We start from the raw sequence: 24,746 nt of genomic DNA, 5'->3' as shown, positions 1-24,746 counted from the left end.
ATGCGTGGTAATTACAGAACAAGGGATGCGGGCACGTAGACCTGGCCGTCCATCAGGCGACGCGCCGACCGGCTCATCTGGGCTTTTTCGACCACCCACTCGCCGTCGCGCTGCACTGCCTGCGCGCCGACCGCCAAGGTGCCGGATGGATGCCCGAAGCGGATCTCCGAACGGGCGGCGTTGTCCAGCAGTTCGGACACCTGAGTGCCGGGAATCGACGCGGCAACCGCGATAGCGACGGCGCCGGTGCCTGTCATGGCGTGGTGCAGCTTGCCCATCGATAGAATTCGCGCGCAGATGTCGATGGATGCGGTATCGACGGGTTTGCCATCGGACGCGATGTAGCCGGTGGGCTTGGCGACGAAGGCAAGTTTGGGTGTATGCGGGCGCTTCTCGGTCGCTTCCTGAGCGCTGGCGGCCAGGCCCATCGCAACCGTGGCATGTGCACGGATCGCTTCGCAGCGGGCCAACAGTTCGGCGTTGTTGTTGACGTCCTGCTGCAATTCGTTGCCCTGCAAACCGAGCGCCGAGGCAGCGACGAAGATCGTCGGGTTACCGGCGTTGATCAGCGTTGCCTGTACATCGCCAACCCCGGGCACTCGCAAGGTATCAATACGGTTGCCCGTGGGAAACATGGCGCCGCCTTCGCTATCGTCATCGGCGCCGGGATCCAGGAACTCGAGCTTGACTTGCGCCGCGGGGAACGTCACGCCGTCCAGCGTGAAGTCACCCAGTTCCACCACCTGGCCTCCACTGACGGGAACGTGCGCCACGATTCGCTTCTGGATATTCGCTTGCCAGATGCGAACAGTCGCCCAGCCCTCGGCTGGGGCATCGACTAGCCCGCGCTGGATTGCGAACGGGCCGACGGCCGAGCTGAGGTTGCCGCAATTGCCGCTCCAGTCCACTACCGCATCTTCGATGGCGACGGCGCCGAACAGGTAGTCCACATCGCAGTCGTCGCGCTCGCTGCGGCTGACGATCACGACTTTGCTGGTGCTCGATGTGGCGGCGCCCATACCGTCGATCTGCTTGCCATATGGGTCCGGGCTGCCGCTCACGCGCAGCATCAGCGCGTCGCGGAGCGCGCCGGGGCGGCGTGCGCAGGCAGGAAGGTCGTCAAGCGTGAAAAACACGCCTTTGCTGGTGCCGCCGCGCATGTAGGTGGCACGGATTGGGGCTTGGCGGGGAAGGGGGGGCTGGGTCATGCTGAAACTCCGGGCTTGAATACGATGCAGACTGGGCTGCCGGTATGAACGATCGGTTGAAGCGGGCCTGCACCATCCAGGCACTCGATGACATCGCTGTCTTCGTTGGCGACCCACAGGCGCTGCTGATCAGGCGTCGCCGTAATGAAGCGAGGAATCGTGCCATGCGTGAGGTACCAGCGTGGGGACGTCATTCGGCCCCCTTGGACGCTGAACGCAACGACGCTGCCGTGGCCTCGGTTGGAAACAAACAGGCGGTCATCGGACAGCAACACAATGCCGGCGGCGGTGTTGTCGCCCGTGTAGGTGTCCGGCAGGGTCGATAACCGCTGCGTGGGGGTGAACGTGCCGCTGTCGGGGCATACGGCGGCGGCAAGAACCTGGCTGGACAGTTCCAGCGTGATCCATGCAGTGGCGCCGTCGGGGCTGAAAACGAGGTGGCGAGGGCCGCTGCCGGCGGGTAGGCGCGCGTTGCCTTGCCATTGCAATGCGCCAGTTGCCTCGTCGATGCGCACGGTATGGATGGCGTCCGTGCCTTTGTCCGGCACCGCGATCCAGTCGCTCGCAGGGTGGTAGACAAGCTGGTGCGGGTGAGCACCCGTTTGCTGCGTGCGATGCGGCCCGGCGTCTCCGGGCAAGGCGAGCGACGACGCAACGGGCCCCAATGCGCCGTCGGCAAGAATGGGCAACGCGCTGAGGGTTCCGGTGGCGTAGTTCGCCACCATCATCCAGCGTCCTGATCGGCTTACCAGCAGATGCACGGGATTTCTGCCGCCGCAGTCCCTCAGGCCGATAGGTGCTAGCCCGCCGTCCTCCGCTACCTGGTATGCGCTGACCGTCGTGCCATCGCCATGCGCGGCATAAAGCACGCGACCGCTGAGGCCAAATGCTAGATAGGACGGATTTTCCGGCGTTGCCTGCTCGCCCAACGGAGCCAACTGGCGTGGGCCGGCGAGGGCGAATACCCCGATACCCCTGCCTCGGCCCTGTCGAGCGGTAGAGCTTCTACAGCCGGTGTATAGGACGGCTCCCGAGCGCCACCGTTGATTCGGTTGTGTCTCCATCGGATCCTCTAATGTATTTTGTGATTAGATTAATCCGAAAATTGAACGTGTGCAAAGCGGTCTTTTAGGTCTGCTCCGGGTTTCTTTGCTCGAAACTCTGCTGTTCTAGCGAAGTCTTAGGGAAATCCCTAGGCGGGGTGATCGTTCCCAGCTTTGTCTTATGTGTACAGATAAAGCTCGTTGTCGCGCGAACCGTCTAAGAGGTCCTAGGTGTTGGAATCAAGCTTTCTCGCAAACGCGCACAGTTGACCGTGGCTGCGTTGAAGCAGTTCAATCTCTTGCGGACAAGCGAATGGAAATTTGCCTCATGGAGGTATCAACGACTCGGCCGCAGGGGAGATGCTTTCGGCAGCCGGCCGAAGGCGGGCGCGGCAGCGGTGTCCGGGATCGTGCCAGCAGCGTCACTGGACTAGATGCCGTCTTCCTGGATGGTCGTGCCTTTTCTCTATGGGGTGCTCCTCATGCAACGTGCCTATCGAGGATGCAGATAGTGGATTCAATCTTTTAAATTGGACGCCTCGGGGGGGCATCACTAGAGTGTCTGTTGGTTTGCACTGAAAACTGACGGGTCTTCACCCATCTGTGTGGGTCTTCGGATTAGCTCCCAAGAACGAGTTAATAGGGCGAATGGGGGAATCAGAATTGAGATCTTGGGCATAAAAGCCTAGTTCTCATTGCCACGATTGGCGCAGCGGCCTCTGTAAAAACTCGGTCGCGTGAGATATTCATCTCTGATCTACCCAAAGGTAGGTTCCCCCGCAGTAAATCTGAATTTTTGCGATTAGACTCGCCACCGGAAAAGACTGTTCCACTGGCGGAATGTTTGGCAGAATCAAATCCCGGCCATTTCTTTTCGCAGAAGCCCATGAGCAAACTTAGATTTGCCTTGCGCGGGGTGTGCTGTGCGTTTCGGAACAATTGGCGCCCATTTATCCTAGGCCTTCTAATTGCCGTTACCGCTGCGGCCTCATGCATTTTGTATTTTCACGGTTCCGAGCGTGCTGAGCGCGCAGCGCTGGCTATAGGCGGAACCTTAATCGGAATGCTAATCGTAGGTTTCTTCGTGTGTAGACGCTGATCTACATTAAAAATGTTAGTGAGCCATATTCAGCTTGCCATAGTGGAACAGAATGCCAAGCATGAACCGCGCTTTGTTGCGATAACCCCTTGCCTTCACGCGCATCGCCCGGATCTGGCTGTTTAGGGCTTCGGCTCTGGCATTGGATACCCTGAGCCGCATGGCGTTGAGGATGCCCCAGAGCCGCGCCTCGATCTGGTTGGCCACGCCGCGCAATGCTGTGATGCCCGTTTGGCGAGCCGCCTGGATCCACACTTGCCACGTTTTGGCTGATTGTCTCGGGTGGTAGCCTGTATGCCAGATCTCGCGCGCCTTTTCCTTGAGCATCCAGACCATAGCCGTATCCAGTAGGCTGACTGACAGCGCTTGCATCCGCTCGCGGCCAAAATCTGACAGGTGTGTGCCGCGTCGCAGCCAGTCGTAGCGACTGCGATGGATTTCCCGGCGCAGACCATAGTCAACCCGGTGTAGTTCGCTTTTGCGGGTGTTGTCCACTGCCTCACTGAGCGCCTTGGCTACGTGGAAGTGATCGAACGCCACCTTCTCTCGCGCATCGGGCAAGCTGTCGAGCGCGGCTTTGATGTACGCCCCGCTCATGTCCATTGACACGGACTCAAGCCGTTCGCAGCGTTTGCGCCCCAGAACTTTGAAGTAACGGCGCAGACTTTCGGCAGCCCGTCCGTCTTCCACCGCCAGCACACGCTGCGCCGACGAAACGATCGTCACGTAATCCCGCCCCTTGGCAAACGCGACCTCATCGACGCAAATATGGGCATCGTTGGCGACTCGGCGCCGATCTATGCCCCGGGTTACCGCCCGACGCAGAATGCCGTCAATCGCGCTCCAACTTAACCCCAGACGGCGGCTGACCGCGAGGATGGTCGTCTCGCGCAACCAGTCCAGCACCATCATCTCGAACTTCTTGGTGTATCGGCTATGGCTGCCGGCCCAGGCGATGCCGACCTGCACACAACCATGCTCAGGACATTGCACCCGCGGAACATCGGCCTCTATCCAGGTCTGATACTCGCAGGTATCCAAGTGCCGCCAGCGACGTGCTCGACTGTCGTAGCCGGGGCAGATCTGCCGGCAATGCGGGCAGCGTAACCGGCTGCCTGGCTCCGGCCCGATGAACACTGTGATGGTCTTCAAAGCCTCGCTGACCGTAATGGTCAATACTCGCCACGGCTTGCGCAAGCCCAAAATCTTTGCGTAGAGATTTGAGTCGTTCATGCGCACATTTAACCGCATCAACGCTCATCTTGGTCGTCTCCTGCCAACCCACACAACGCAGTGAAGTCCCAAACTGACCCAGCGTTTGCATCGAAAACTGACCCAGCCCTAATTTGATTGGGTCAGGGTTGCTACAGATTCGGCTGTTTTACGCTCCTTTTTGGGCTGTGTGCTGCTGTTTTTGAATCGGTAGCTGTCGTTGCCGGTCTCGACGATGTGGCAGTGGTGGGTGAGTCGGTCGAGCAAAGCAGTCGTCATTTTTGCGTCCCCAAATATGTTTGCCCATTCAGCGAAGCTGAGATTGGTGGTGATGATGAGGCTTGTGTGCTCGTAGAGCTTGCTGATGAGGTGGAACAGCAGCGCGCCGCCGGCTTGGCTGAATGGCAGATACCCGAGTTCGTCGAGAGTAACGACGTGCGAGTGCATGAGCCGGTGGGCGAGGTGGTGGTCTCGATGTTAAAGGACATGGGCCAAGATGCGACCTGGCTTCTCGACGCGGAGGCTGCGCTGGCGCATCTGACGGAGGGAAGGGGGGCTGTGACATCGCGATCCTCGACGTCGTCCTGCCTGGTGTGAATGGCGTTGAATTGGGTCGCCGTATTCGAGCGCAATGGCCTGACATACGGGTGGTACTCGCCAGCGGGTACAGTGACGCAATCAGTGGCCAAGAGGTCGTCCCGTTTCCGGTGATGCAGAAACCGTATTCGCTTGAAACTTTGACGCACGTGCTGCTCGCGCCCGACTCGGCGACTGCGGGAGTACCTAAACGCTAAGGTCTTTGCCCTGGCTCGTCTATCTTCAAGCACCGCTTTGCTACCGGACGAGATGAACGTCCTTTTTTCCATGCTCGCGGCGCAATGCCAGGATGGAGGCGTGGACGGAAGTCCACATTTGGTCAATTGTTGGGATTGGGAATTACTGCATATGATCTTTTCGAACCGTGACGTCCTTGTTGAGCTTCGGCAGGTACGGATGCGCCAGATTCCCTGGGTCAAGAAGGCGGCAACCTTTTTACAACTGCGATCGCTGAACCTCGTCACTGCCGCCCGCCAACGGGCGGCCTCCGGCTCCGGCCGCCCAGATGTCGAAATCGCGGCATTATCGGAACCGGGGAAATCGGAATTCGAGAGGCTGAGACGCCGCGAGGAATGTGACGATTGGACGGCGTATGGACGCGCGCCCTACGTAGGACCCGGGGCAGATTCTTAGCATGGTTTACTGAAGTTGGCCGTAACCTGGGCGGAAAGTACGTCGAGCCAGCAGACCTCTTCCGACCGAGGCTGTGTGAAAACGCTTGGTTGAAGGCGCTTCAGAAATTAAAATCACGGCACCCGTTTTGAGCGAGGTGACCTATGAAGAGATTCATTGAAGGCCAGAGCCGCGAGCAAGTGACCTTGCTGCCAGAATGTCTCGATGACTTTGTGGGCGAAGACAACCCTGTGCGCATTGTCGATGCGTTCGTTGAAGAGCTGGACCTGCTCTCACTTGGCTTTGATGGATCAACGCCAGCAGCCACAGGGCGCCCGGCATACCGCCCCGCAGTGCTGCTCAAGGTCTACATCTACGGATACCTCAATCGCATCCAATCCAGTCGTCGCCTGGAGCGAGAGGCTCAGCGCAATGTTGAGCTGATGTGGCTCACGGGACGCTTGGCGCCTGACTTTAAAACGATTGCTGACTTTCGTCGGGACAACGGCCCGGGCATCCGCAATGTGTGCCGACGATTTGTGGTGCTCTGCCGTGATTTGAAGCTGTTCAGCAAGGCGCTGGTTGCAATTGACGGTAGTAAGTTCAAGGCCGTCAACGCGCGTGACAAAAACTTTACCTTGGGAAAGATAGACAAGCGTCAGCAGCAGATCGAAGAAAGTATTCAGCGCTATCTGGCGGCCCTGGATACGGCAGATCGCACGCAGCCTGTGGAACTTGAAGCACGTACCGCGCGACTCCAAGACAAGATCGCCATGCTCCGCAAACAAATGCAAGTGCTCGAGCAAGTGAAGGGGCAGCTCAAAGAACTGCCTGAGAAGCAGCTATCAATGACAGACCCTGATGCGCGCTCCATGGCAACCAGTGGCCGTGGCTCGGGCATGGTGGCTTATAACGTTCAGGTGGCGGTGGATGCCAAACATCACCTCATCGTTGCTCAGGAAGTTACCAACCTGGGGCATGACAGAAGTGCTCTGGCATCAATGGCGCTGGCTGCACGCAAGGCGATGGGAAAGCGCAAGCTGCAATCCATTGCGGATCGTGGCTACTACAGCGGCGAGCAGATCAAAGCGTGTGAAGACACAGGCGTTGCAGCCATTCTTCCCAAACCCAACACATCAGGTGCACGAGCCCAAGGGCGCTTTGACCGTTCAGATTTCGTCTACATCCAGAGCGAGGATGAGTACCAATGCCCTGCTGGACAACGTGCTACCTACCGCTTCACGCGCGAAGAGAATGGACTGCAGATACGACGCTACTGGAGCAGTGCTTGCACGCAATGCATGATGAAATCCCAATGCACACCCAGTGACTACCGCCGCATCAGTCGGTGGGAGCACGAAGATGTGCTGGAGCGCGCACAACAGCGCTTGGAGCAAATGCCCGACGCCATGATGGTCAGAAGAAGGACAGTCGAGCACGTGTTTGGCACGCTCAAGAATTGGATGGGATACACGCACTTTTTGACCAAGCGGCTGCGCAACGTCAGTACCGAGATGAGCTTGAATGTACTGGCCTACAACCTCAAGCGAGTACTTTGCATTCTTGGGTTTGACAAGACAATGGCTGCAATGCGTCTGGTGGGTGGGTGAGCCCTTTTTAGGTGTGAAATCAGGGCATCAAAGCGCTCAGAAACGCCACCAAAGAGGTGAGACCGCTCTTATTCCCAAAAGCTGCTGAAATAGGGCTTCATCCGCAATCTACTGACCAACTTGCTGAGACGTTGATAGATTTTTGTGTTTTCACACAGCCTCGACCCAAAGCGGTCACCAAACCTGCGCAATCTAGCTTTTCTGTCGCGCTTCCAATCTGTTCATTAGCACAGAAAAGGATGGGGTGGCGGTAAGCAGCTTTTTTAGCTCGGTGTTTCGAGAATAACGCCGCGTTATCTTTCCACCACGATTAAAATAAGATCAAAATTATTTTTTGGGTGAACGGAGCTTTGGATCCGGCGAGATTTCGCCGCCTGTTGCGGGGCTATTAAAGGCTGCCGCAAGCCGCACGGCTGCCGGCCTTTGTGGTAAGTTCATGACACGTTTTGCAGCATGCTTTTTTGGGGGGGGGGATGATAATGGTCGGTAGATACAAGAAGAGCCTTGAGCAATTAACAATGATGCTTCACATTATCAAGACACGAAAGAATTTGCCGACAGGAGCAATCGTAGATTTTCAATTGTTGCTTTTGAAAAAAATTAAAGAGGCAGAAAAATCAATTATTCTCACAAAAGAAGTAATTAGAAAACTGCGTCTTGAGAAAGCAAATGATAGACCAACCAAAGAGCGGTCGAAAGAAATAACAGGGCTTATAAAGAGATTTGATGAAAAAATAGAGGGCTATAAGTATATAATTTATATATGGAAGATGTATGGAGATAGCATCGCATTTCATTTTTGTGATAAATATGCAATAAAGCACTTTCTTTACGATGAAAATTATCATGTAAAGGAAACTGCCGGATTTATTTCCGGAAAGGAAGGCATCAAAGCGGAAATAATGCTTCTAAAAGCGGCGGCTCAAAATAATGTGCCTGCAGTGCTTTGCGACCTTACAAATACGCTAAGGCATGGCGATGTATGCCTACTAGGTCATAATGACCCCTATCCTATTGAAGTAAAAACATCAAATAAACTTGACAAAAGAGGGGAGAGGCAACTTAAGAAAATAGATGAGCTAAATGGATTTTTCATCAAAGATGAGGCTGAAAACTTCCGAGGCGTAGGTCCTGTAATAAGACGCGAACACATAGGAAAAGAACAGTATCACTTACGAGCTATCAATGATTGCATAAGTAAGTCCTATGAAGAAGGCACTAGCCATATTTCACCAGAGAGTGGAATTCACTATCTAGCTATAACAAAATTCAAGCAAGAAATTTTTGACCAGATATCTTCAAAGTACATTCATATACTCAATTTAAACGAATATAAAAGAGTAATGAATTGGCATCCCTATACACCTTTTCATCTTTCGCTAAATCCCGAGCATATCTACAATTTCATCAACGGAAATTTAAGCATAGTGGTTCTTTTAGACTTCCAGGTCATAAAGAGAAGATTTAAGAAAAATGGTCTGCATATAATTTTCCTGCAGGACGAGCATTGGTATGCTCAAATTTCAGCCACAGGAAATATTTTGGACGGGGGGTTTAGGGTATCAACGCAATCATTTCTGCGGGTTGCATTTGAGTTCCAGAGCTTGGCATGGGCAATAAAACAGCACAAAGAGCACTTAAATCTTTTTATGGAAGACACGGGTAAATCTGGCAGAGAAATGGAAATTCCTCCAGATTGGATCGCAGCTACAGACCCTATTCCAATGTAAAGAAAATAGCCACTTTTTGCGTGCCTACTCTTTCCTGCTGCTAGCGGCCAAAAGCCTAAGTTCGTTTAGGAAAGCCCGCTGGCGTACAAACAGGATTTAAACGTCCGCTACTTCACAGGCAATTCGTGTTTGGAACTAATGATCGTCAATGACTTGGACCCACGGGTCATTGCAACGTACAGATCCTTGGCGTCCAGTGTGTCAGCGTCAAGGATGACTGCATGGTCGTATTCCAACCCCTTGACCAGTAGAGTTGTGCCGATGAGCTTGCGGTGGCTGATCGGTCGCCCCGTGTGCCTCATGTCTCGTTGGTACAATTTTGCTGCCTCCGTCAATGTCGCCGCTCCCCCGTCAATGTGAATTTTCAAGATATTGAAGAAGCGATACAGCAAGTCGCGCCGGTAGGCTGATGTATCGGGATTCGCTTTCAGCGCCAAGAAGAAAGCTCTAAGGTGCGCACTTGTCGGTTCTTTGAGGTAGATATTCGCAGCATGAAGAACCAAGGGATATTTGGTTCCTTTGCTCTGCTTCGCGACCTCGCCTCTCTTAGTGCCGGCGGTCAAGATCTCGCCCACTCCGGTGAAGCACTTCTTGGAAAAATCCAAAGCCAGAAGAAAGCTTTGCTGGGGTGTCTTGGCTGAAACCAGTCTCCTGATGAACGAGTGAAGGTCTTTGCCTTCAACTTCTTCAATGGAAGAAAACCGTCCACCCATGGTTCTTGCCAAGAGATGGGTCTTGTTCTTGGACTGCTGGTCGCCGCAATGAAGGGCAATCACACTCTCCTGATGGTCCAACAAATCCATCAGTGAGGAGTACTGCTTTGACGCCAAGAATTCTGGGGTGGTGGGAACACGTTTCACACATGCAGGCAGGCCGTTTGAAATATTGATCTTCTGCCCCTGTTTTAGTGTCTCTCTCGCCTTCTTGAGCCAAGCTCCAAGGGTCGGATCTCCAGTCGTTTTCCAGCGCCATGGAGTCTCTAGCTGACCAAGGCAAGTGAAGGCCGGATAGACACTTACCGTCCAATCAACGGGCTTGCCTTCGTCGCCACCGAAGTCAAAGATGGCCTGCATAGGATCGCCTAGAATTCGGCACGGCATGAACTCAGCAAACGAACAGACTAGGGAATGCTGCAGATCGGAGCAGTCCTGGTACTCGTCCACGTAGACGCCGGCATAAGTGGCTGCGACAACGCGGCGAATGAACTGCTTCCTAAGCAGCTCTGAACAGCACTCGTAGAGCTTGTTCCACTGCTTACCCGTAGGGTGCTCTGCTTTCCACGCCGAAGTCTTCGGGTAGGCGAGACAGAGCCGAAGGGACCAGCTCGCAATCGTGTCAATATGGTACTTCGAAGCAGGCACACCAAGATTGTTCATCTTGGCCCTGATGGAGTTCACACCCGCAAAGGTGTGAGTCAACACGAGCTGCCGCTTGCTAGCCGCTTTCACCGCCATGGCGATAAGGTGTGTCTTTCCATAGCCGGCCGGCGCTATCACATACCCCTTGGTAGTGAAGTCGTTGAGCTTGAGAGCCAGTTCCTCAGACACGCTCTGCCCAAGCCCAAAGCTGGGCGAGCTTCGCGGCCATGTCCTTCTTTGAGAAATCTGCGTCATCGAACGCAGGGCTGATAGTCTGCATCCACGAATCGCCACGGGTAATGTCCTTAAACCAGTCGCTGCTTTTCGCTGCATTTCCGATAGCAAGCCTCAGCTCAGGGCTGTCTTCCCACTTGATAACGTCCTCATCAAGTGGCTTCTTATACCAAGAGCGCACGTTGTCGTAGACAGACAGACTGGGAACAGTTTGGGCGAGTTGCACACTCGAAATCACGCTGATCCACGGCAAGTCCTGAAATGCTCTTTGCTCCAATGAGAGCTTGTCGGTCCATACGTGGACCGAAATGCCCTTGTCTCTCAACTCAGCCTCATGAGCAGGAGAAAACTGTTTCTCTGCATCCCCGTCAGCTACAACGCAGACGTCATAACCGAGAAGCTTGAAAGCCTCTGCCAGAGCTTTAATCTTGCTCGCCCCACCTGCATTCAGCAAAGACACGCCGTGATAGGAGAATGGATCGTTGCCCTTGCCAACCTGATAGTCGTCATAGCCCCTCATGAACCCGACCTCGGTAGCTCCCTCACAGACCACAACCTTCTTCGACAAGAACGCCTCGGCACTAGAACGAATTCTTCCTTGCGCCTCGTGAGCAGCCAACCCTTCACAGTAAGCGGGAGTGACCCGTACGGTTCCTGCCTTGCTGTGAACGATGTACAGGTCATTGACCGTCAGTTCCCGCAGAACTGTAGGCGAGTGCGTGGTGAGGAAGTATTGGCCTTTCTTGTCTTCTCGCACGTGTTTGATGAGCCTAGTGATTCGGTGTGGTTCCAAGCCGAACTCCACCTCGTCAAACAAAGTGATGTGTCCTTCTTCCAGGCCCATTTTCTGAATGCCGCACAGCAGCATTCGCCGTGACCCCAGACCTAGCTGACGAAGAGGAATGTCGCCGTCATGGAGAACCAGCCCGCCAACCTTGAGGTTGATAGAGGCCAGATCGAGATGAGCCTTGTAAGCCTCCGATACAGGCACACCCAACAGCTTTGCGATGTCTTGAGACTTCTCAGCCGCAGCATCGAAGTTCTTGAGAGTGACAGGTCGGTTCGCATCCAAAGAGGCTCTGGCCGTGCGAGAGGCCGTTGCCAGCAACTCGTTCAGACTTTGGGCCTCAGTGAGCTTCGCCAACGCCGTGCCTGTAGCCCATGAAAACTGTTTCTCGCTATAGGCACCAATGAGGCCGACACTGACCTTGTTCCTATCGCCCTGCTTGAACTGAACACCGTCAGGGTGACGATCACAGACAACCATCCACTTAGGCTCAAGATCTTTGTCGACCGTAAGCCGCACGGTCAGGACACTCTCCAGGTGGTCTTCCGGCTCGTCGGTGAGCTTGAGGGCTGCGGAATCCCAGCCACGGAGGTACTGACCGTATTTGTCCAAGGCGCAGAAGGCTTCGGTCAAGGCTCCAATGGTGATTTCTATGATGATAGAGTTGGCTACCTTGCACTGGTAGAAATCGGCGTCACTTAGGGTCAGGTTCCACTGAGGATAGAAGGCATACCTGATGGCCTCAATAATGGTGGATTTTGAAGAATCCCCTTTCCCAATCAGGCAGAATATGTCGGCGTTGGGAAGGCTCCAGTCAAGCTCTTTCACGCCCCGAAAGTTCGTGATCTTTATTTTTCTGATTTTCACCGCGCAGAATCCTTCAAATCTATATCAATGAAAATGAGCGATTTCATTGATTACTTGACTGTCTCAATCTGGCCGACAGCAGACGATTCTGAGTCAGCGTCTTTACAGAACTTCCACCTTATCTAAACACTGGCATGCACATGTAATGCAAAACCCGGCGACAGCCTATCCTGCACTAGTCTCAACCACCTCAAGTTTCTTCGTCATGACTAAGCTTTTAGGTGCGCTAAGGCATCACACCGCGTCACAAACTCGTTGAGGTCGATTTCTCCATTGATGAAGCGCTGAGCGAGAATCCCTCCAAGCTGACAGATGCGCATGCGTAATCAACGGCCACTTCACGCCGACCACGCTCGACATCGGATAACGTTTTGCTTAGCCCTGTTTCATGCGTACCGTTCTCAGCCATGGTTGCCTCCCGTGCTTTAGGTAACGCTATATTACAAGACGTGGGATTTTTTTGTGGCTTTGAGGCAAGGCCGACAGAAAAGACCTTGCGCAGAAATTGTCTTGTTTTTCTGCCAACCAATAGATTTCCCCGATTGACGGCTATCTCGGGTATTTGCGAACGAGGCCACTTCCCAAAGAGGCTTTGCCTCTCTGGACTCTCCACCCTCGCCGGCGGGAGCCTCGGGGGCAGGGGTTACGGGCCGACGGCCCTGAACACCTCCCCCGGGCGCAGCGTGTTGTCACTCCTGCCGCGTCAAGGGGCCGTGTCCTCGCCCATAAGGCTGCGGGCCGCACCAACCCCTTGACCCGTCATCCGTGCTATCAAAAGCCGGTATGAGGTCGAAGCTGGTGATTCTCCGGCTGGAAGAGGTGTCAAGGGCGGGACCGGAGGCCGCAGCCCGAAGCAAGGCGTAGGGAACGGTGAGGATGCCGGGCGTAGCCTTCACCCTTGACGCGTCTGAGGCCATGCAGCCTGTCGGCAGGGGGTAGGAACAAGGCAAGGCCGCCGGGCCTGCCCCCGCAGCCAGTCCGGCAAGAACGGACGCGGGATGCAACCGAAGGGGTTGCCCAAGCGAAGCGCGGAGTATGCGCGGCGATAAATGAAAAGGCCTTGCTGATGGCAAGGCCTATGCGGATGCCAACACGCACGTCACTTGCCGTTGACTGAACCACCGGTTGCCGGTCCCCAGTGCTTGCCCATGTTCTGCAAGACGTGTTGACGATAGGCCGGGTTCCACATGGTGTTGCCTGCAATCATGTGGTTACTGCGGCCCGCAGTGACCATCATGCCAGACTGCATATCGCGACGCGTTGTCTTGGGATTCACCACATTACCCATGCCCTGTGCCATGCTTCTGAGCGTAACGGCTTCAAAGGCGAGACCCCCCGCTAGTTGAGCACCCAAGCCGCTCGTCTTCCTATGAGCAAAGAAGATTAGAGCTGCCAGCATGATGATATAGAAGAAAGAATTTATAGGAATATCTGTATTTGTCCCAATCAACTTGTCGTAGAGTGTTTTGAATAGGCCCATTCCTACTGACACGACAACCATGGAAATGGCAATCTCCAATATGTATGTCATTACCTGTTGAAACCACTTGTCGAACCATTTTGCGGTGATCGGGAACATCAATGCAGCAATAAAAACTGGGCCAATTCCGAGCATCACACCTAAAAATAGTTTCGCCAAAATAATCGTACCTGCGGCCGGCAGGTGAACTAAAAATACCGCGACGGACATTAATAGCGCGTTCACGGTATCCCAGGCCATATGGCCGATTTCGTAAAACTCCCGTTTCGCAACCTTGCCGAGCATGTCATAGGCGACATTTAGCCCTTTGTCGGCTGAGTTGTCGAGCACTTGATAGATATTCATAGCCTGAGCGTTGGACGTAGACATGATGTCGGCCAGACCCGTTTCCAGTCCCTGAATGGCAGACACAATGGTCGCCGTATAGGAGTCTGCCGTCATGCAAAATGTCGCGATGATGATGATCTTCACGCATTGCTTGAGGAACGTCCGGAACGGAGCCTCCACTGCCCCCATGCTGATCGCGTAACCGGTCATGGTGATATACAGGGTGACTCCCGTTAGCATCAGCATCTGAAATCCGAAAATCACATTAGATGCTGTTCCCGAAATAAAGGAGTTCAGCATGGAATCCAGACTGTCACCTACCCATTGAAAAAGCGCAAATTTCATACTATTGGCCTCCCTTCAATGGATTAATAGGCGAAAGGTCGAAATAGCCACGCTTATCGACGGCTAGGTGGTTCTCTGCGGTCTTGGCATTGATGCAATTGGCGGAGGCGGCGAGCTCGCCTGGATTAGCTTCGCATTTCGCGATCATTGCCTTGCGTTCGGGGTCATGCGCCTTGTACCAATCGACAGTTTGAACCGGGGTGTTATCACTGCAAGCTGCGAGTGTGAGAACGACAAGGAAAGGGAAGATGGTGTTTTTCATTTGTGCGCCTCACGTGTGTTGATGATGTTGAGTGCGTGGGCCACCTCGGCGGCCTCAATAATGCGTAGCGCTGCAAGGGTTCGCACGACGCTTTCGCGCATGCCACCCCATGTCGGGTCCGTGAAGCGATTTGGCGCGTTTGTCCAAATGACGCCGAAGCAGCCAACGCTCGTAACCGCCGATAGCAGGATATTCATCCATGCCGGCAAGGGTTCGTCGTCAAGGGGTGGGAGCGTGAATCCCCACAATCCCATAGCTGCGTAGTAGGCCGTGAACGCAGCCATGAGGAATGCAATGGCATCTAGGGTTCTCATCAGCGGAGCACGCCGTATAAGCTCTCGGTAATGCTCGGGACTTAAGCGGCGAGCACAAGCCCAAAAACGATAGATGGGAAAGCAAAGTAATACGACCACGACCAGTGTTATTGCGTAGAACGGTGCCATGATTTCCTCCTTAGCGAGCAAGCGGGTTGAAGACTTGAAGGGTGGGGTAGTCCCGTTGATCAACAATCTTTGCGTTGATCTCCTTCTGCCGTTGTTGCTGTAGGCGGTCTTCGGCTGCCGCGACCATTTGGTACATCTGTAGCTTGGTCTGCTCGTTCTGAATCATGGCTTGCTCGGCGGCGATGCGGCCTTGCAGTTCAGCGATAGCCTTCGGGTCCTGGGTCTGGTTGATTTGCCGCATCAACTGGTCGATTTGGCTGAGGCGGTTCTTCGCCGCGTCGTAGGCGTCTAGCGCGAAGGCTTTATCCTGAGCACCTTTGACGGCTTGGGCTTCGCAGTTCGTGCGCTGCTCTGTCAGGGCAAAGCCGGTGCATGCGTCATACACCTGGTTGTCGTTGTAGATGGACTCAGCGCGCCCGCTCAGGCCGGCATAGCCACTTGATTTGACGGAATCGTAGACGCCTTGCCAGTCTTGCGGCAGGTAGTCCCGCAGTTGCGGGTTGTTGAACAGTTCGCCCATACCGCGTGCGCCGGTGACCGCAGCGTATTGCTGTTTCATCTGGTCGATCTGGCTGACCATCTGGTCGTACTGCATCTTCCACTTCGCCATCGTTTCGATCTGGTTTTCCACGCTCTTGGCGATGGAAGCGCCATCCGTCACGGGGATTTGCGCGAAGGCAGCCGATGACGCGGCAATGCCGACGGCCAGAATGCAAGATGCTAATAATTTCTTCATGTTCGCCACTCCATTTAGTAGGGTTGATGGCGAACGCTGGGCCGTCTTTCCAGCCGGTCATTGGGAGCTTATTTAAGGCTCTTGCCCAGCACACATGTTCAGTGTTCTTGGGGCTTTCAAAGACACGTCTCTACCGTGTTGTCATCCCCTGCTTTTCCGGGGCAGTCATCCTCAACTTTTCCGAGGCAGTCAGCACACTACTCTTCGGTGCGGTCACGCGGCCTATCTCCCCGCGTCAGGCCCTTCTTTTCGGGCCGGCACCCGGTACGCCGAAGCGTTCTTGGGGCGGTTGCAGCGTTCGTATTAGTTAAAAGTACAACCGAAGTTGATTGTACTTACGGTTAATGCAAAGTAGCTTCCCGACTACGGCCACCACATCTTGCGGTCAATGATGATGCGGTCTGACAGGTACGAGATATTCGCCAACTCCGCCAGTGCCATTTCTACTGTTCGGAATCGGAACGGCCGGCCCTTGTCATCCATGACGGGATACTCTGTAGTGCCGTTCTGTACGGCCAAGGCAAAGCCCTTCCAGTAGTGCGCATACAGGATGATCTGCACGTCACCAGTGCGCGCTGGATCATCGCAGTAGTCTTGCAGGGCGTCGTAGCGTAAAGCCATCTTTATGGTCCTTCTTGCGCAATCAAGTTAACGGCTCAGGTTGTCTTTGCCTGAACGGTGGGTCTTATCCAGTCGCTGAGCGTCCTTGGTCGCTTCGGTGTCGCTCTGGCTATGCTGTGGAGCCTGTAGCTTCCTGTCCTGCGTGGGATCGAGGAACCGAACAATTTTCAGGGCAAGCGATTTGTCCTTGTCGTCACCAGCGGCCAAGGCTTTTGCGATGTGCCCGTAGCCATTCCTGATGGCGCGTGAAACGCCGGAACGCCTGCGCTGTTCCCGCTCGGTCGCTTTGGTGCTCTTGCCACGCTTGGCGGCATGTCGCGTCGCCTGCTTGACGGTAACGCGCGTGTGTGACCGCGCCCTGCGCGGTGTGGCGTTGGCCTCGATGCCTTGTTCACCCAGCGCTTCGGCGAAGCGTTCTCTCCATCGTTGCAGGTCGGCTTTTCTCGGATTGAGCCGGCTGCCGTCGATGCCCAGAGCCTTGACGCAAAGGTGGCCGTGGGGATGCGCTTCATCGTCATGAATGGCGAAGACATACGCATGGTTGTCGCCGAACTCTGCTTTCGCGAATGCACGGATGGCATCATTGACTGCGCGCCGGTCGGTGCCAGGGGGCATGGACAGCACGATATTGAACGTTTCGCGGCGCGTGCCGTTGTCAGGCAAGCCATACTGGCCGCTTTTCCATTCGTCGCGCACGTCCTGCACCGCTTCACGGCCAAGGATGATTTCGCCGTCTTCGTTCTCCAGTTCTACCAGGCCGTTGCGCGATATGTAGTCGAGGTGCGCTTTGACCTGCGCGATGCCTTTGCCGCCACCGGAGATCTTCACCATGACTTCGGGCGCTTTGCGGGTGGTCAGCATCAACTTGTCGCGAACGCGAGCGCTACCGGTCAACAGTAGCGGCTTGGACGGCGGCGACGTGCGTGACCGCGTCACTGTGCGCTTTGTCCCTTGGCTGGTGACGGGCTTGGTATAGATGCGTTCGCCCCAGTCTTTCAGAATCCCATCAATGACTCGACTCATTCCAACCTCCAGCGGTCAATGTTGGCGCGCATGATGTCTGCCACCCGCGCGGTATGGGCTTTGATGTGACGGGTCAGTGTGTCGATACGCTCGGCAGTGACTACCGTCTCCGGCGTGCGTCCTGCGTTTATGTGCCGGGCGATCTGGTTAAGGTTGCGGCCGATGGCAAGCAGCCTCGAATTCGATTCGCCCAGCGTTCGCAGTTCTGACATGCCGAACTGCGGTTCGCCGCTGAGATTGGCGCGTATCAGGTGAATGACCCAGCGATTGGCTGACATGCCCTGCTGAAAGGCCAGTGTCTCGACGCGTGCATATTCCGTTTCGGTCAGGCGGACTTCCATGCGGCGGCGTGAGGTGTCCGGTTGCTCATACGCTGACGGCTTGGTCGAATCGCTCGCTGACACACCGTTGAGCAGCCGCACGATCACCTGTCGCAGTGCATCGCTGGGGTTGGTGTCTTGGCGGGCGCAGAACGCCTGCCAACGCTGCTTTAGATCGCCATTGAGTCGAACACTGAGGGTGGCCTTGTCGTTTTTCATTTCGGCATCCTCGTGTGCATGCCCAACTGAGCCTTGAGGTTTTGAATCTGGGCTTGAGTTTCAGTCTTACTGAGCTGCACTGAATCCGATGCCCGCGACGCATCATGGGTCGCTGTCTGATGTTCCCTTCTTGTTGCGACCAGGATACCTGCGGCCGGCACGAAGCCACCCTTGCGGTGATTGTTAAGGAGTCCTTTGAAATACGCGACCTTTGATTTTTGGATGGTCCCGGGTTTCTTGATCGCCCCTTCCAGTTCGTCAAGTAACGCCTGCGCATCCGCTAATGGGACGTCGGTCAGCAGGTTTTGGATCGACATCTTTTCAGCGGTAACGAGCGCTCTAGGGTAATGCAGGCCGTCGTCGCCTCTCGTAGTAGTAGGGTTATAGATAAGGTTAGTGTTAGTAGTAGTGTTACCCGGGCCTCTGTCCATAGCCTCGGGATAGGCTATCCCTAGCGTATGTCCTTCATTAAGTGATTGATTTCTATGGAGATCCTTTGCGCATGCCGAAATGGACATCCGACCGTCGTCGGGTTCTGCATAGGGTGTCGATAGCCTATATGGACCGTATGCGAGGGCTTTCGCCACTGTTCTGCGCAGGGGATCGCCGACAGGCAGGCGATTGATAAAGTCACTCACGTATGCGTCACGCCAGCCATGAGGTAGTGCCTCAATCTGTTCGAGTGTTTTTGTCCTAAGTGTCGTTGCCACTGCCATCTTGGCTGAGTGATGATCCCACCAATCTTTGACCCAGATGTAATTCGCCTGAGGATCAAAATCCAAGATGCCGGCATCGATGAGACGACGCATCACTGGCATCAGTTGTGATTCGGGGTCCCAACCCATTTCCGAAGCTGCAATCCGAATGACAACTTCATACGCGCCGATGACGTTGCTGAATGGCGAAGTCAGAAAGTAGAGCAGCGCATATCTGTCTTCTTCTGTAAAGCCTGACATGCGAGTGGAGCGCCATATCTGGTCGCTGACGGTTCTTTGTCGACTCATGCTCGTGGCCCTTTCGTCGATGTCGCTGCAGGCATAGTTTCGTCGTCTGTAGGTTGCTCCAGGCTCAGTGCTTCCGTGACCTGCAAGGTCCGGAAATAGAGGCGGCGGCCGACCCTCAGCATCGCGGGTTTCATCCTGCGCGAAAATTCAGTGTCTGCATAAAGCGCCACGCGGACGCCATCGGGAGATCGGCCTAGCAATGTGGCAACATCAACGATGCTCATTAACGGCCCAAACCGTCCCAACAAGTATTCTCCAGTAGTCATTCATATGCCTCACAAGTTCACAGTAGGTAATACGAGTCTTTACTGTGGGAGCATAAATGTCAACCTAAAAACGTACTTAAGTGATTGATTCTAAAGGCCAAAATTGGGTATCTGCGAAAGCCAAAATTGGGCATCGTCAAATGCCAAGATAGGGCATATTGGATTTTCACGAGTGCTCGAGTCGCATCAAATAAATTTGGAAATCAACGACTTAGGAAAGGGCTTCGGAATGGCTACTTTTCAGCGCCGGAATCGTGTTTGTGTATGAAAAATTTTGTGGAAAATTTCCAACGACGAAAGCTTCGTCGCACGTTGAACAGGACCTTTGGTTGATTGTGGCTAGATCATCGTTTTGGCTTCATGCAGCCCTAAAGTCCAAGTATCATGAGAGATATGCAGGACGAGTCGCTATGGAGTTGCATGGAAATTAGGAATGACGTCGGTAATGTCCGAGTCCAGCGCTTTCGCTTGAATACTAATGGTCGTGATTTCGCCGTGGGTGACATTCACGGTCATTTTGGCCGGCTCGATACCGCGCTCGCCGCCGTCAAGTTCGCACCCGAAAAGGACAGATTGTTTTCCGTGGGTGATTTGGTGGACAGGGGGCCTGAATCCCCAGACGTACTGAAATGGTTGGAACGCCCATGGTTTCATGCGATCTGTGGGAATCATGACCTGATGACGTTGCGACGGGCAATGGGCAATCCGATTCCGGACTTCGATCACCGTGCCCACGGCGGCGAATGGTTAGATGCGTGTGTGAGCGATATTCGCGGGCGCATTGCGGCTCGTTTGAGTGCGTTGCCGCTGGCTATCGAGGTGGAAACGCCGCTTGGCTTGATCGGAATGGTTCACGCCGACTTCCCCTATGACGATTGGAACGCCATTCATGGCGCTGGTTTCAGCCAAGAAGATGAAAATGCCTGCCTGTGGTCAATAGACCGTTATCGAGCGCAGTACGCCCAACCAGTTCGCAACGTACGCGCGGTGGTTCATGGGCATATGACCCTGCGCAAGCCCATGAAACTCGGCAATGTCTATTACATTGATACCGGGGGATGGCAGGATGCTGGTCGCTTTACGTTGCTGGATCTGCATACGTTGAAACTGCCATCACGGTAATTAGATTTTTTCCATTGCCGACGTTTCATACGTCTAAAAATGACCGGTGATAAATGTACAAAAGCCCCGTGACAGAATCACAGGGCTTCGGTACTCTAATTCTTGCAGATACCTGCTAGGAACCAGACGTAGCAATCTCATCCTAGCAAGGCTGGCTAGCATTGTCACTACCAGCTTAAAACCATTCAACGACATTAAACCCATATCTGCACCCTTGATGCTCAGGTCTCGCCCCGGACTCCGGCAGGATAAACAGGCGAATGGTGGAAACCTAACCAGTTCGGGAAAGAAACTGGCTCTACCCCGTCTCGCTGTACGATAACAAGCACCTGATAAAGTGAGTATCAAGGCGGCATTTGCGATGTAGTCGATTGCGCTGTCTGGCGCATCCACAAAATATGAATGTTCCGAATGGCCTGATGCGGGTCACTCCGTTCCTCGTTTCTTGGTGTACCCACCACGGGGGCATTAGGTTGGCTATGCCATTTTTTTGAGATTTGGGTAGGCCCGGCCCAATGAAAAATCCATGTATCGAGTAGCTGCGTCGCAGGATGCGAGAGTATGACAGGCACCATCCGGGCATGTCGGGCCACTGATGCAATATTCCATAAGCAAAAAGCCCTTCACGCATTAGTGAAAGGCCTTTCGTTTTGGCGCTGATTCAGCGCTGTTTATCCGCGCTTGAACAGGCGTTCGTGCATCCACCCATCGTTGGTCAGGATGACAGCCGCTTTGCCCTGTATATCTCCCTGAGTCTGTTCCTCAAAATTCTTGTAATTGGCACGCATGCCTTCCGATTTAGCCCAGTCATCTGCACCCTCTACCTTGTAGCGGTAGTTCACCCGCGAGAGCTTTACGCCCATCGTGTCGCTGGGCTCAGTGAAGTTGTCCACTTCCACGATGGTGTACTTACCGGTGCAGAAGGCATCTTGTCCAGCCAGCGTGTTGGCACCATTGGCGACGAGGAATTTCTTGCCGGTGTCAGTGACTTGGTACTCGGTGGCCGGCTCCATCTTGTTGCCGAACATGGCCTTGACTTCGGTGTCTCGCTTCGTCAGCAGCCCGGCATCGACCAGCGCATCGGCGCGCTTCTTGTTCTGACCACCCAGCATGTCTTGATTCGCCAGGGTGAACGGCAAGCCCTTTGCAGGTATTGCAGCGCATAGGCCCTTCTGAGTGTCTAGGTACGCCTGTACGGCCTTGCTGAAGTTGCTCTTGTTGGCGTCCTTGGCGCTGCCGCATGCTGCAAGGGTAAGCGCAAGGCTGCTGATGGCGACGATCTTGATAGCGGTATGCAAAACGAGTTTCCTCCGTAGGTTAAGACAATAAGTTATTCATTATGGCAACGCGGTGGAGCGATTATGCGTTGTTCTCTGCATGGCGGTCGGCTTCAGTTCGGATTTTAGAAGCGGACGGCGCGCTTCGCGCAATGCGGTCCAGCTTCTGCACCAGGTCTTCCGCCCGAAGATGCGTATAGCGTTTGAGCATCTGCATCGACTTGTGGCCGCTGATGGCCGATACCTCCTGATCACTCAAGCCGGCTTCCACGAACCGGCTGACAGCCTCGTGCCGCAGGTCATGAAAGCGGAAGTCTTCAAGGCCCGCTGCTCGCTTGGCATCGGTCCACGCTTTGTCGAACAGGTAGGGGCGTCGTATGCCATCCCGGCCGGGTTCGCCGAAGAACACCAGTTCGGTTTCGGCTGGGCGCACGGGGTTGGCAAGTGCCTCGGTGAACGCGCGCGTTGCCTCGGCAGTCAGAGGAACGGTGCGGGGCGAAGAGTTCTTGGTGTGCTCCAGCCGCACGACGCGCCGCTCGATGTCCACTTGCCGAATACGCAGCGTCGCAATCTCGGACAGCCGCATACCGGTCTGGACGGCAATGCGCACGATCCAGCCGAACATCGGGTTCGAGTGCTTATCAACGGCTTGCAGCAGGCGGTTCTGTTCTTCTTGGGTCAACCGTCGGTTGCGGCCCGAGCCGGGAGCCGGGCGGCGAATGTTGGACACCGGATTGAAGGGTAGCCCAATGCCCCATTCCTTGATGGCGACAGTGAACAGGTGGCCCAGCAGCGCTAGTTCCAAGCGTACCGTGTTGTTACTGCGCGGGCGTAGCTTCTTGCCATTCTTGTCCGGGTCGCCAGCCAGGCGAGTGTCACGGAACTGCGCCACGATCTCGGCGTTCAGGGCGGCTAGCGAATACTTGCCAAGATGCCGGATGATGACCTGTGCTTTCTTGTGTTCGCCGACTTGGGTCGAGGCGCGCTTGGTGGGCGTGACTTCCTTGAGGTAGCGGGTCAGCGCTGCTTCGACCGTCATGCGCTCGGCAGGAGCCCGCTGGATGTATACGCCGCGTACCATTTCATCTTCGGTACGGCGCGCCCAGTCTTCGGCGTCCCGCTTGGTGCGGAATGTCTTGGCCGTGGCAGGCCAGCCGGTCTTGCGAATGAGGGCTTTCCAAGTGCCTGAGGAAGTCTTAACAATCGTAGCCATGTGTACTCCGGTATGAGGCTAGCGCCGCATTACTGTACCGAAACTGTACCTGACCAAAATTCTGGGGAAATCCCCCGGTGCGGGGCTTGTACTGCAAAACCTTCTAATCTATTGAAATTTCAGAAGATTTTTAGATGGTGCCCGGGGCCGGAATCGAACCGGCACGCCTTGCGGCGGGGGATTTTGAGTCCCCTGCGTCTACCAATTTCACCACCCGGGCAAGGGGGTCGCGAACGCGTCCTGTGCTACTTGAAGACGGCTGCGGGAGAAGCGAAGACCGCGATTATATGCGGTCTGGAAAAAATTGTCAGGCGGCGGGCCGGCGCGGGCAAGGCGGGCCGGCTTGGCCTGGTGTGTGGCCTGCCGGACCCCGCGCGCCGTGGCGTGGCGCAAGCCCGGCCTGCCACCACTCACTTCTTCTCAGGCAGGAACCAGTTCATCACCAGCGCGCAGATGCCGCCGGTGGCCACGCCGGATTCCAGCACGCTTTTCACGGCATGCGGCAGGTGCGACAGGATTTCCGGCACTTGCGACACGCCCAGGCCCAGGGCCAGGGACACGGCGATGATCAGCAGGGCGCGGCGGTCCAGGTGGATGCCGGCCAGGATGTTGATGCCCGATGCGGCCACGGCGCCGAACATGACCATGGCGGCGCCGCCCAGGACGGGTTCGGGCACGGCTTGCAGCACGCCGGCCACCGACGGGAACAGGCCCAGCAGGATCAGCATGCCGGCGATCCACACGCCGACGTGGCGGCTGGCGATGCCGGTGAGCTGGATGACGCCGTTGTTCTGGGCGAAGACCGAGCTGGGGAACGTATTGAAGACGCCGGCCAGCAGCGAGTTGGCGCCGTTGACCAGCACGCCGCCCTTGATGCGCTGCATCCACAGCGGGCCTTCGACGGGCTGCTTGGACACCTTGCTGGTGGCGGTGACGTCGCCGATGGCTTCCAGGGACGTGACCAGGTAGATGATCAGCATGGGCACGAACAGGGCCCACGAGAAGCCCAGGCCGAAGTGCAGGGGCATGGGAATCTGGAACAGCGCGGCTTCGCGGGCGCCGGTGAAGTCCAGGCGGCCCATGCAGGCGGCGGCGATGTAGCCGACGGCCAGGGCCAGGACCAGGGCGGTGCTGCGGATCCAGACGACCGGTACGCGGTTGAGCAGGATGATGGTGCCCAGCACCAGACCGGATAGCGTCAGGTTCTCGGCGCTGGCGAAGGTGCCGCTGGCCATGGCGCCGAAACCGCCGCCCATGCTGATGAGACCGACTTTGATGAGGGTCAGGCCGATCAGCAGCACGACGATGCCGGTGACCAGCGGGGTGATGAGGCGCTTGACGAAGGGCAGGATGCGGCTGATGCCCATTTCCACGAAGGACCCGGCGATGACGACGCCGAAGATGGCTGCCATGACGGCTTCGACCGGGGTGCCTTGCTTGACCATCACCGAGCCGCCGGCGATCAGCGGGCCGACGAAGTTGAAGCTGGTGCCCTGCACGATGAGCAGGCCGGCGCCCAGGGGGCCGAAGCGCTTGCACTGGACGTAGGTGGCGATGCCGGAGATGACCAGCGACATGGACACGATCAGGGTGGTGTCGCGGCTGCTGACGCCCAGGGCCTGGCAGATGAGCAGGCCGGGGGTGACGATGGGCACCAGGATGGCCAGCAGGTGCTGCAGGGCGGCGACGAAGGCGACGGGGGCGGCAGGGCGGTCGTCGGGGCCGTAGACC

General features: G+C 55.6%; 20 protein-coding genes, 1 tRNA gene and 1 pseudogene. 4 read left to right on the top strand and 18 right to left on the bottom strand.

The window, feature by feature from the left end; genetic code table 11:
• Nucleotides 1–11: 11 nt before the first annotated feature.
• The 4 genes and pseudogenes from prpF to A9974_RS24360 form a co-directional block, all read right to left on the bottom strand.
• The gene (prpF, locus tag A9974_RS24375; RefSeq protein ID WP_183004349.1) at nucleotides 12–1,208 is read right to left on the bottom strand and encodes a 2-methylaconitate cis-trans isomerase PrpF; all 1,197 of its coding nucleotides are present in this window, start codon (nucleotides 1,206–1,208) and stop codon (nucleotides 12–14) included.
• Nucleotides 1,205–2,272, bottom strand: coding sequence for a lactonase family protein (locus A9974_RS24370; RefSeq protein ID WP_183004348.1), 1,068 nt, complete (start codon nucleotides 2,270–2,272; stop codon nucleotides 1,205–1,207). Before A9974_RS24370 ends, prpF begins: the two co-directional genes overlap by 4 nt.
• A 1,093-nt stretch (nucleotides 2,273–3,365) precedes the next feature.
• Nucleotides 3,366–4,583 (bottom strand): ISL3 family transposase, encoded by a 1,218-nt coding sequence (locus A9974_RS24365; RefSeq protein ID WP_155865383.1) that lies wholly within the window; start codon nucleotides 4,581–4,583, stop codon nucleotides 3,366–3,368.
• A 108-nt stretch (nucleotides 4,584–4,691) separates the two neighbouring features.
• Nucleotides 4,692–5,027, bottom strand: a pseudogene (locus A9974_RS24360) (ATP-binding protein); the annotation flags it as partial.
• A 38-nt stretch (nucleotides 5,028–5,065) separates the two neighbouring features.
• Between A9974_RS24360 and A9974_RS29685 the strand changes: the two are divergent.
• The 3 genes from A9974_RS29685 to A9974_RS24345 all read left to right on the top strand — a co-directional run bounded on the left by A9974_RS29685 (nucleotide 5,066) and on the right by A9974_RS24345 (nucleotide 9,111).
• Nucleotides 5,066–5,356: a response regulator gene (locus tag A9974_RS29685; RefSeq protein WP_370539627.1), complete on the top strand. Its 291-nt coding sequence runs from the start codon at nucleotides 5,066–5,068 to the stop codon at nucleotides 5,354–5,356.
• 579 nt (nucleotides 5,357–5,935) lie between these two features.
• Nucleotides 5,936–7,381: an IS1182 family transposase gene (locus A9974_RS24350; protein WP_183004347.1), complete on the top strand. Its 1,446-nt coding sequence runs from the start codon at nucleotides 5,936–5,938 to the stop codon at nucleotides 7,379–7,381.
• Between the two features lie 518 nt (nucleotides 7,382–7,899).
• Nucleotides 7,900–9,111: a hypothetical protein gene (locus tag A9974_RS24345; protein ID WP_183004346.1), complete on the top strand. Its 1,212-nt coding sequence runs from the start codon at nucleotides 7,900–7,902 to the stop codon at nucleotides 9,109–9,111.
• Between the two features lie 107 nt (nucleotides 9,112–9,218).
• On the opposite strand, the gene A9974_RS24340 is transcribed toward A9974_RS24345, so the two are convergent.
• The 10 genes from A9974_RS24340 to A9974_RS24295 form a co-directional block, all read right to left on the bottom strand.
• Entirely contained in the window at nucleotides 9,219–10,658 is a 1,440-nt protein-coding gene (locus A9974_RS24340; protein ID WP_183004345.1) for a UvrD-helicase domain-containing protein, read from the bottom strand.
• The gene (locus A9974_RS24335; RefSeq protein ID WP_183004344.1) at nucleotides 10,651–12,357 is read right to left on the bottom strand and encodes an AAA family ATPase; all 1,707 of its coding nucleotides are present in this window, start codon (nucleotides 12,355–12,357) and stop codon (nucleotides 10,651–10,653) included. The genes A9974_RS24340 and A9974_RS24335 overlap by 8 nt, the downstream gene beginning before the upstream one ends.
• A 1,099-nt stretch (nucleotides 12,358–13,456) precedes the next feature.
• A complete protein-coding gene (locus A9974_RS24330) occupies nucleotides 13,457–14,509 on the bottom strand; it encodes a type IV secretion system protein (protein WP_183004343.1) in 1,053 nt (350 codons plus the stop codon).
• A gap of 1 nt (nucleotide 14,510) precedes the next feature.
• A complete protein-coding gene (locus tag A9974_RS24325; protein WP_183004342.1) occupies nucleotides 14,511–14,771 on the bottom strand; it encodes an EexN family lipoprotein in 261 nt (86 codons plus the stop codon).
• Nucleotides 14,768–15,214, bottom strand: coding sequence for a hypothetical protein (locus A9974_RS24320; protein WP_183004341.1), 447 nt, complete (start codon nucleotides 15,212–15,214; stop codon nucleotides 14,768–14,770). Before A9974_RS24320 ends, A9974_RS24325 begins: the two co-directional genes overlap by 4 nt.
• A 10-nt stretch (nucleotides 15,215–15,224) precedes the next feature.
• Nucleotides 15,225–15,950 carry a P-type DNA transfer protein VirB5 gene (virB5, locus tag A9974_RS24315; protein WP_183004340.1) on the bottom strand — a complete coding sequence of 242 codons (726 nt, stop codon included), beginning with the start codon at nucleotides 15,948–15,950 and terminating at the stop codon, nucleotides 15,225–15,227.
• A 363-nt stretch (nucleotides 15,951–16,313) separates the two neighbouring features.
• Nucleotides 16,314–16,571 carry a hypothetical protein gene (locus tag A9974_RS24310; protein ID WP_183004339.1) on the bottom strand — a complete coding sequence of 86 codons (258 nt, stop codon included), beginning with the start codon at nucleotides 16,569–16,571 and terminating at the stop codon, nucleotides 16,314–16,316.
• A 27-nt stretch (nucleotides 16,572–16,598) separates the two neighbouring features.
• Nucleotides 16,599–17,594: a relaxase/mobilization nuclease domain-containing protein gene (locus tag A9974_RS24305; protein ID WP_183004338.1), complete on the bottom strand. Its 996-nt coding sequence runs from the start codon at nucleotides 17,592–17,594 to the stop codon at nucleotides 16,599–16,601.
• On the bottom strand, nucleotides 17,591–18,133 hold the full coding sequence (locus tag A9974_RS24300) for a plasmid mobilization relaxosome protein MobC (RefSeq protein WP_183004337.1): 543 nt from the start codon (nucleotides 18,131–18,133) through the stop codon (nucleotides 17,591–17,593). The genes A9974_RS24305 and A9974_RS24300 overlap by 4 nt, the downstream gene beginning before the upstream one ends.
• Nucleotides 18,130–19,089, bottom strand: coding sequence for a hypothetical protein (locus tag A9974_RS24295; protein WP_255468143.1), 960 nt, complete (start codon nucleotides 19,087–19,089; stop codon nucleotides 18,130–18,132). The genes A9974_RS24300 and A9974_RS24295 overlap by 4 nt, the downstream gene beginning before the upstream one ends.
• A 734-nt stretch (nucleotides 19,090–19,823) precedes the next feature.
• Between A9974_RS24295 and A9974_RS24290 the strand changes: the two genes are divergently transcribed.
• Complete coding sequence (locus tag A9974_RS24290; protein ID WP_183004335.1) at nucleotides 19,824–20,525, top strand: metallophosphoesterase; 702 nt, start codon at nucleotides 19,824–19,826, stop codon at nucleotides 20,523–20,525.
• Between the two features lie 671 nt (nucleotides 20,526–21,196).
• On the opposite strand, the gene A9974_RS24285 is transcribed toward A9974_RS24290, so the two are convergent.
• The 4 genes from A9974_RS24285 to A9974_RS24270 form a co-directional block, all read right to left on the bottom strand.
• Entirely contained in the window at nucleotides 21,197–21,823 is a 627-nt protein-coding gene (locus A9974_RS24285; protein ID WP_183004334.1) for a hypothetical protein, read from the bottom strand.
• Between the two features lie 61 nt (nucleotides 21,824–21,884).
• Nucleotides 21,885–23,015, bottom strand: coding sequence for a site-specific integrase (locus A9974_RS24280; RefSeq protein WP_183004333.1), 1,131 nt, complete (start codon nucleotides 23,013–23,015; stop codon nucleotides 21,885–21,887).
• 135 nt (nucleotides 23,016–23,150) lie between these two features.
• A tRNA-Leu gene (locus A9974_RS24275) sits at nucleotides 23,151–23,235 on the bottom strand.
• 190 nt (nucleotides 23,236–23,425) lie between these two features.
• A partial coding sequence (locus A9974_RS24270) for a nucleobase:cation symporter-2 family protein (RefSeq protein WP_183004332.1) occupies nucleotides 23,426–24,746 on the bottom strand: 1,321 nt, incomplete at its 5' end.

The sequence above is a fragment of the Achromobacter sp. UMC71 genome (assembly GCF_014170305.1).
In the GTDB taxonomy this organism is placed as follows: domain Bacteria; phylum Pseudomonadota; class Gammaproteobacteria; order Burkholderiales; family Burkholderiaceae_B; genus Achromobacter.
This window is presented reverse-complemented; position numbering and strand designations above follow the sequence as displayed.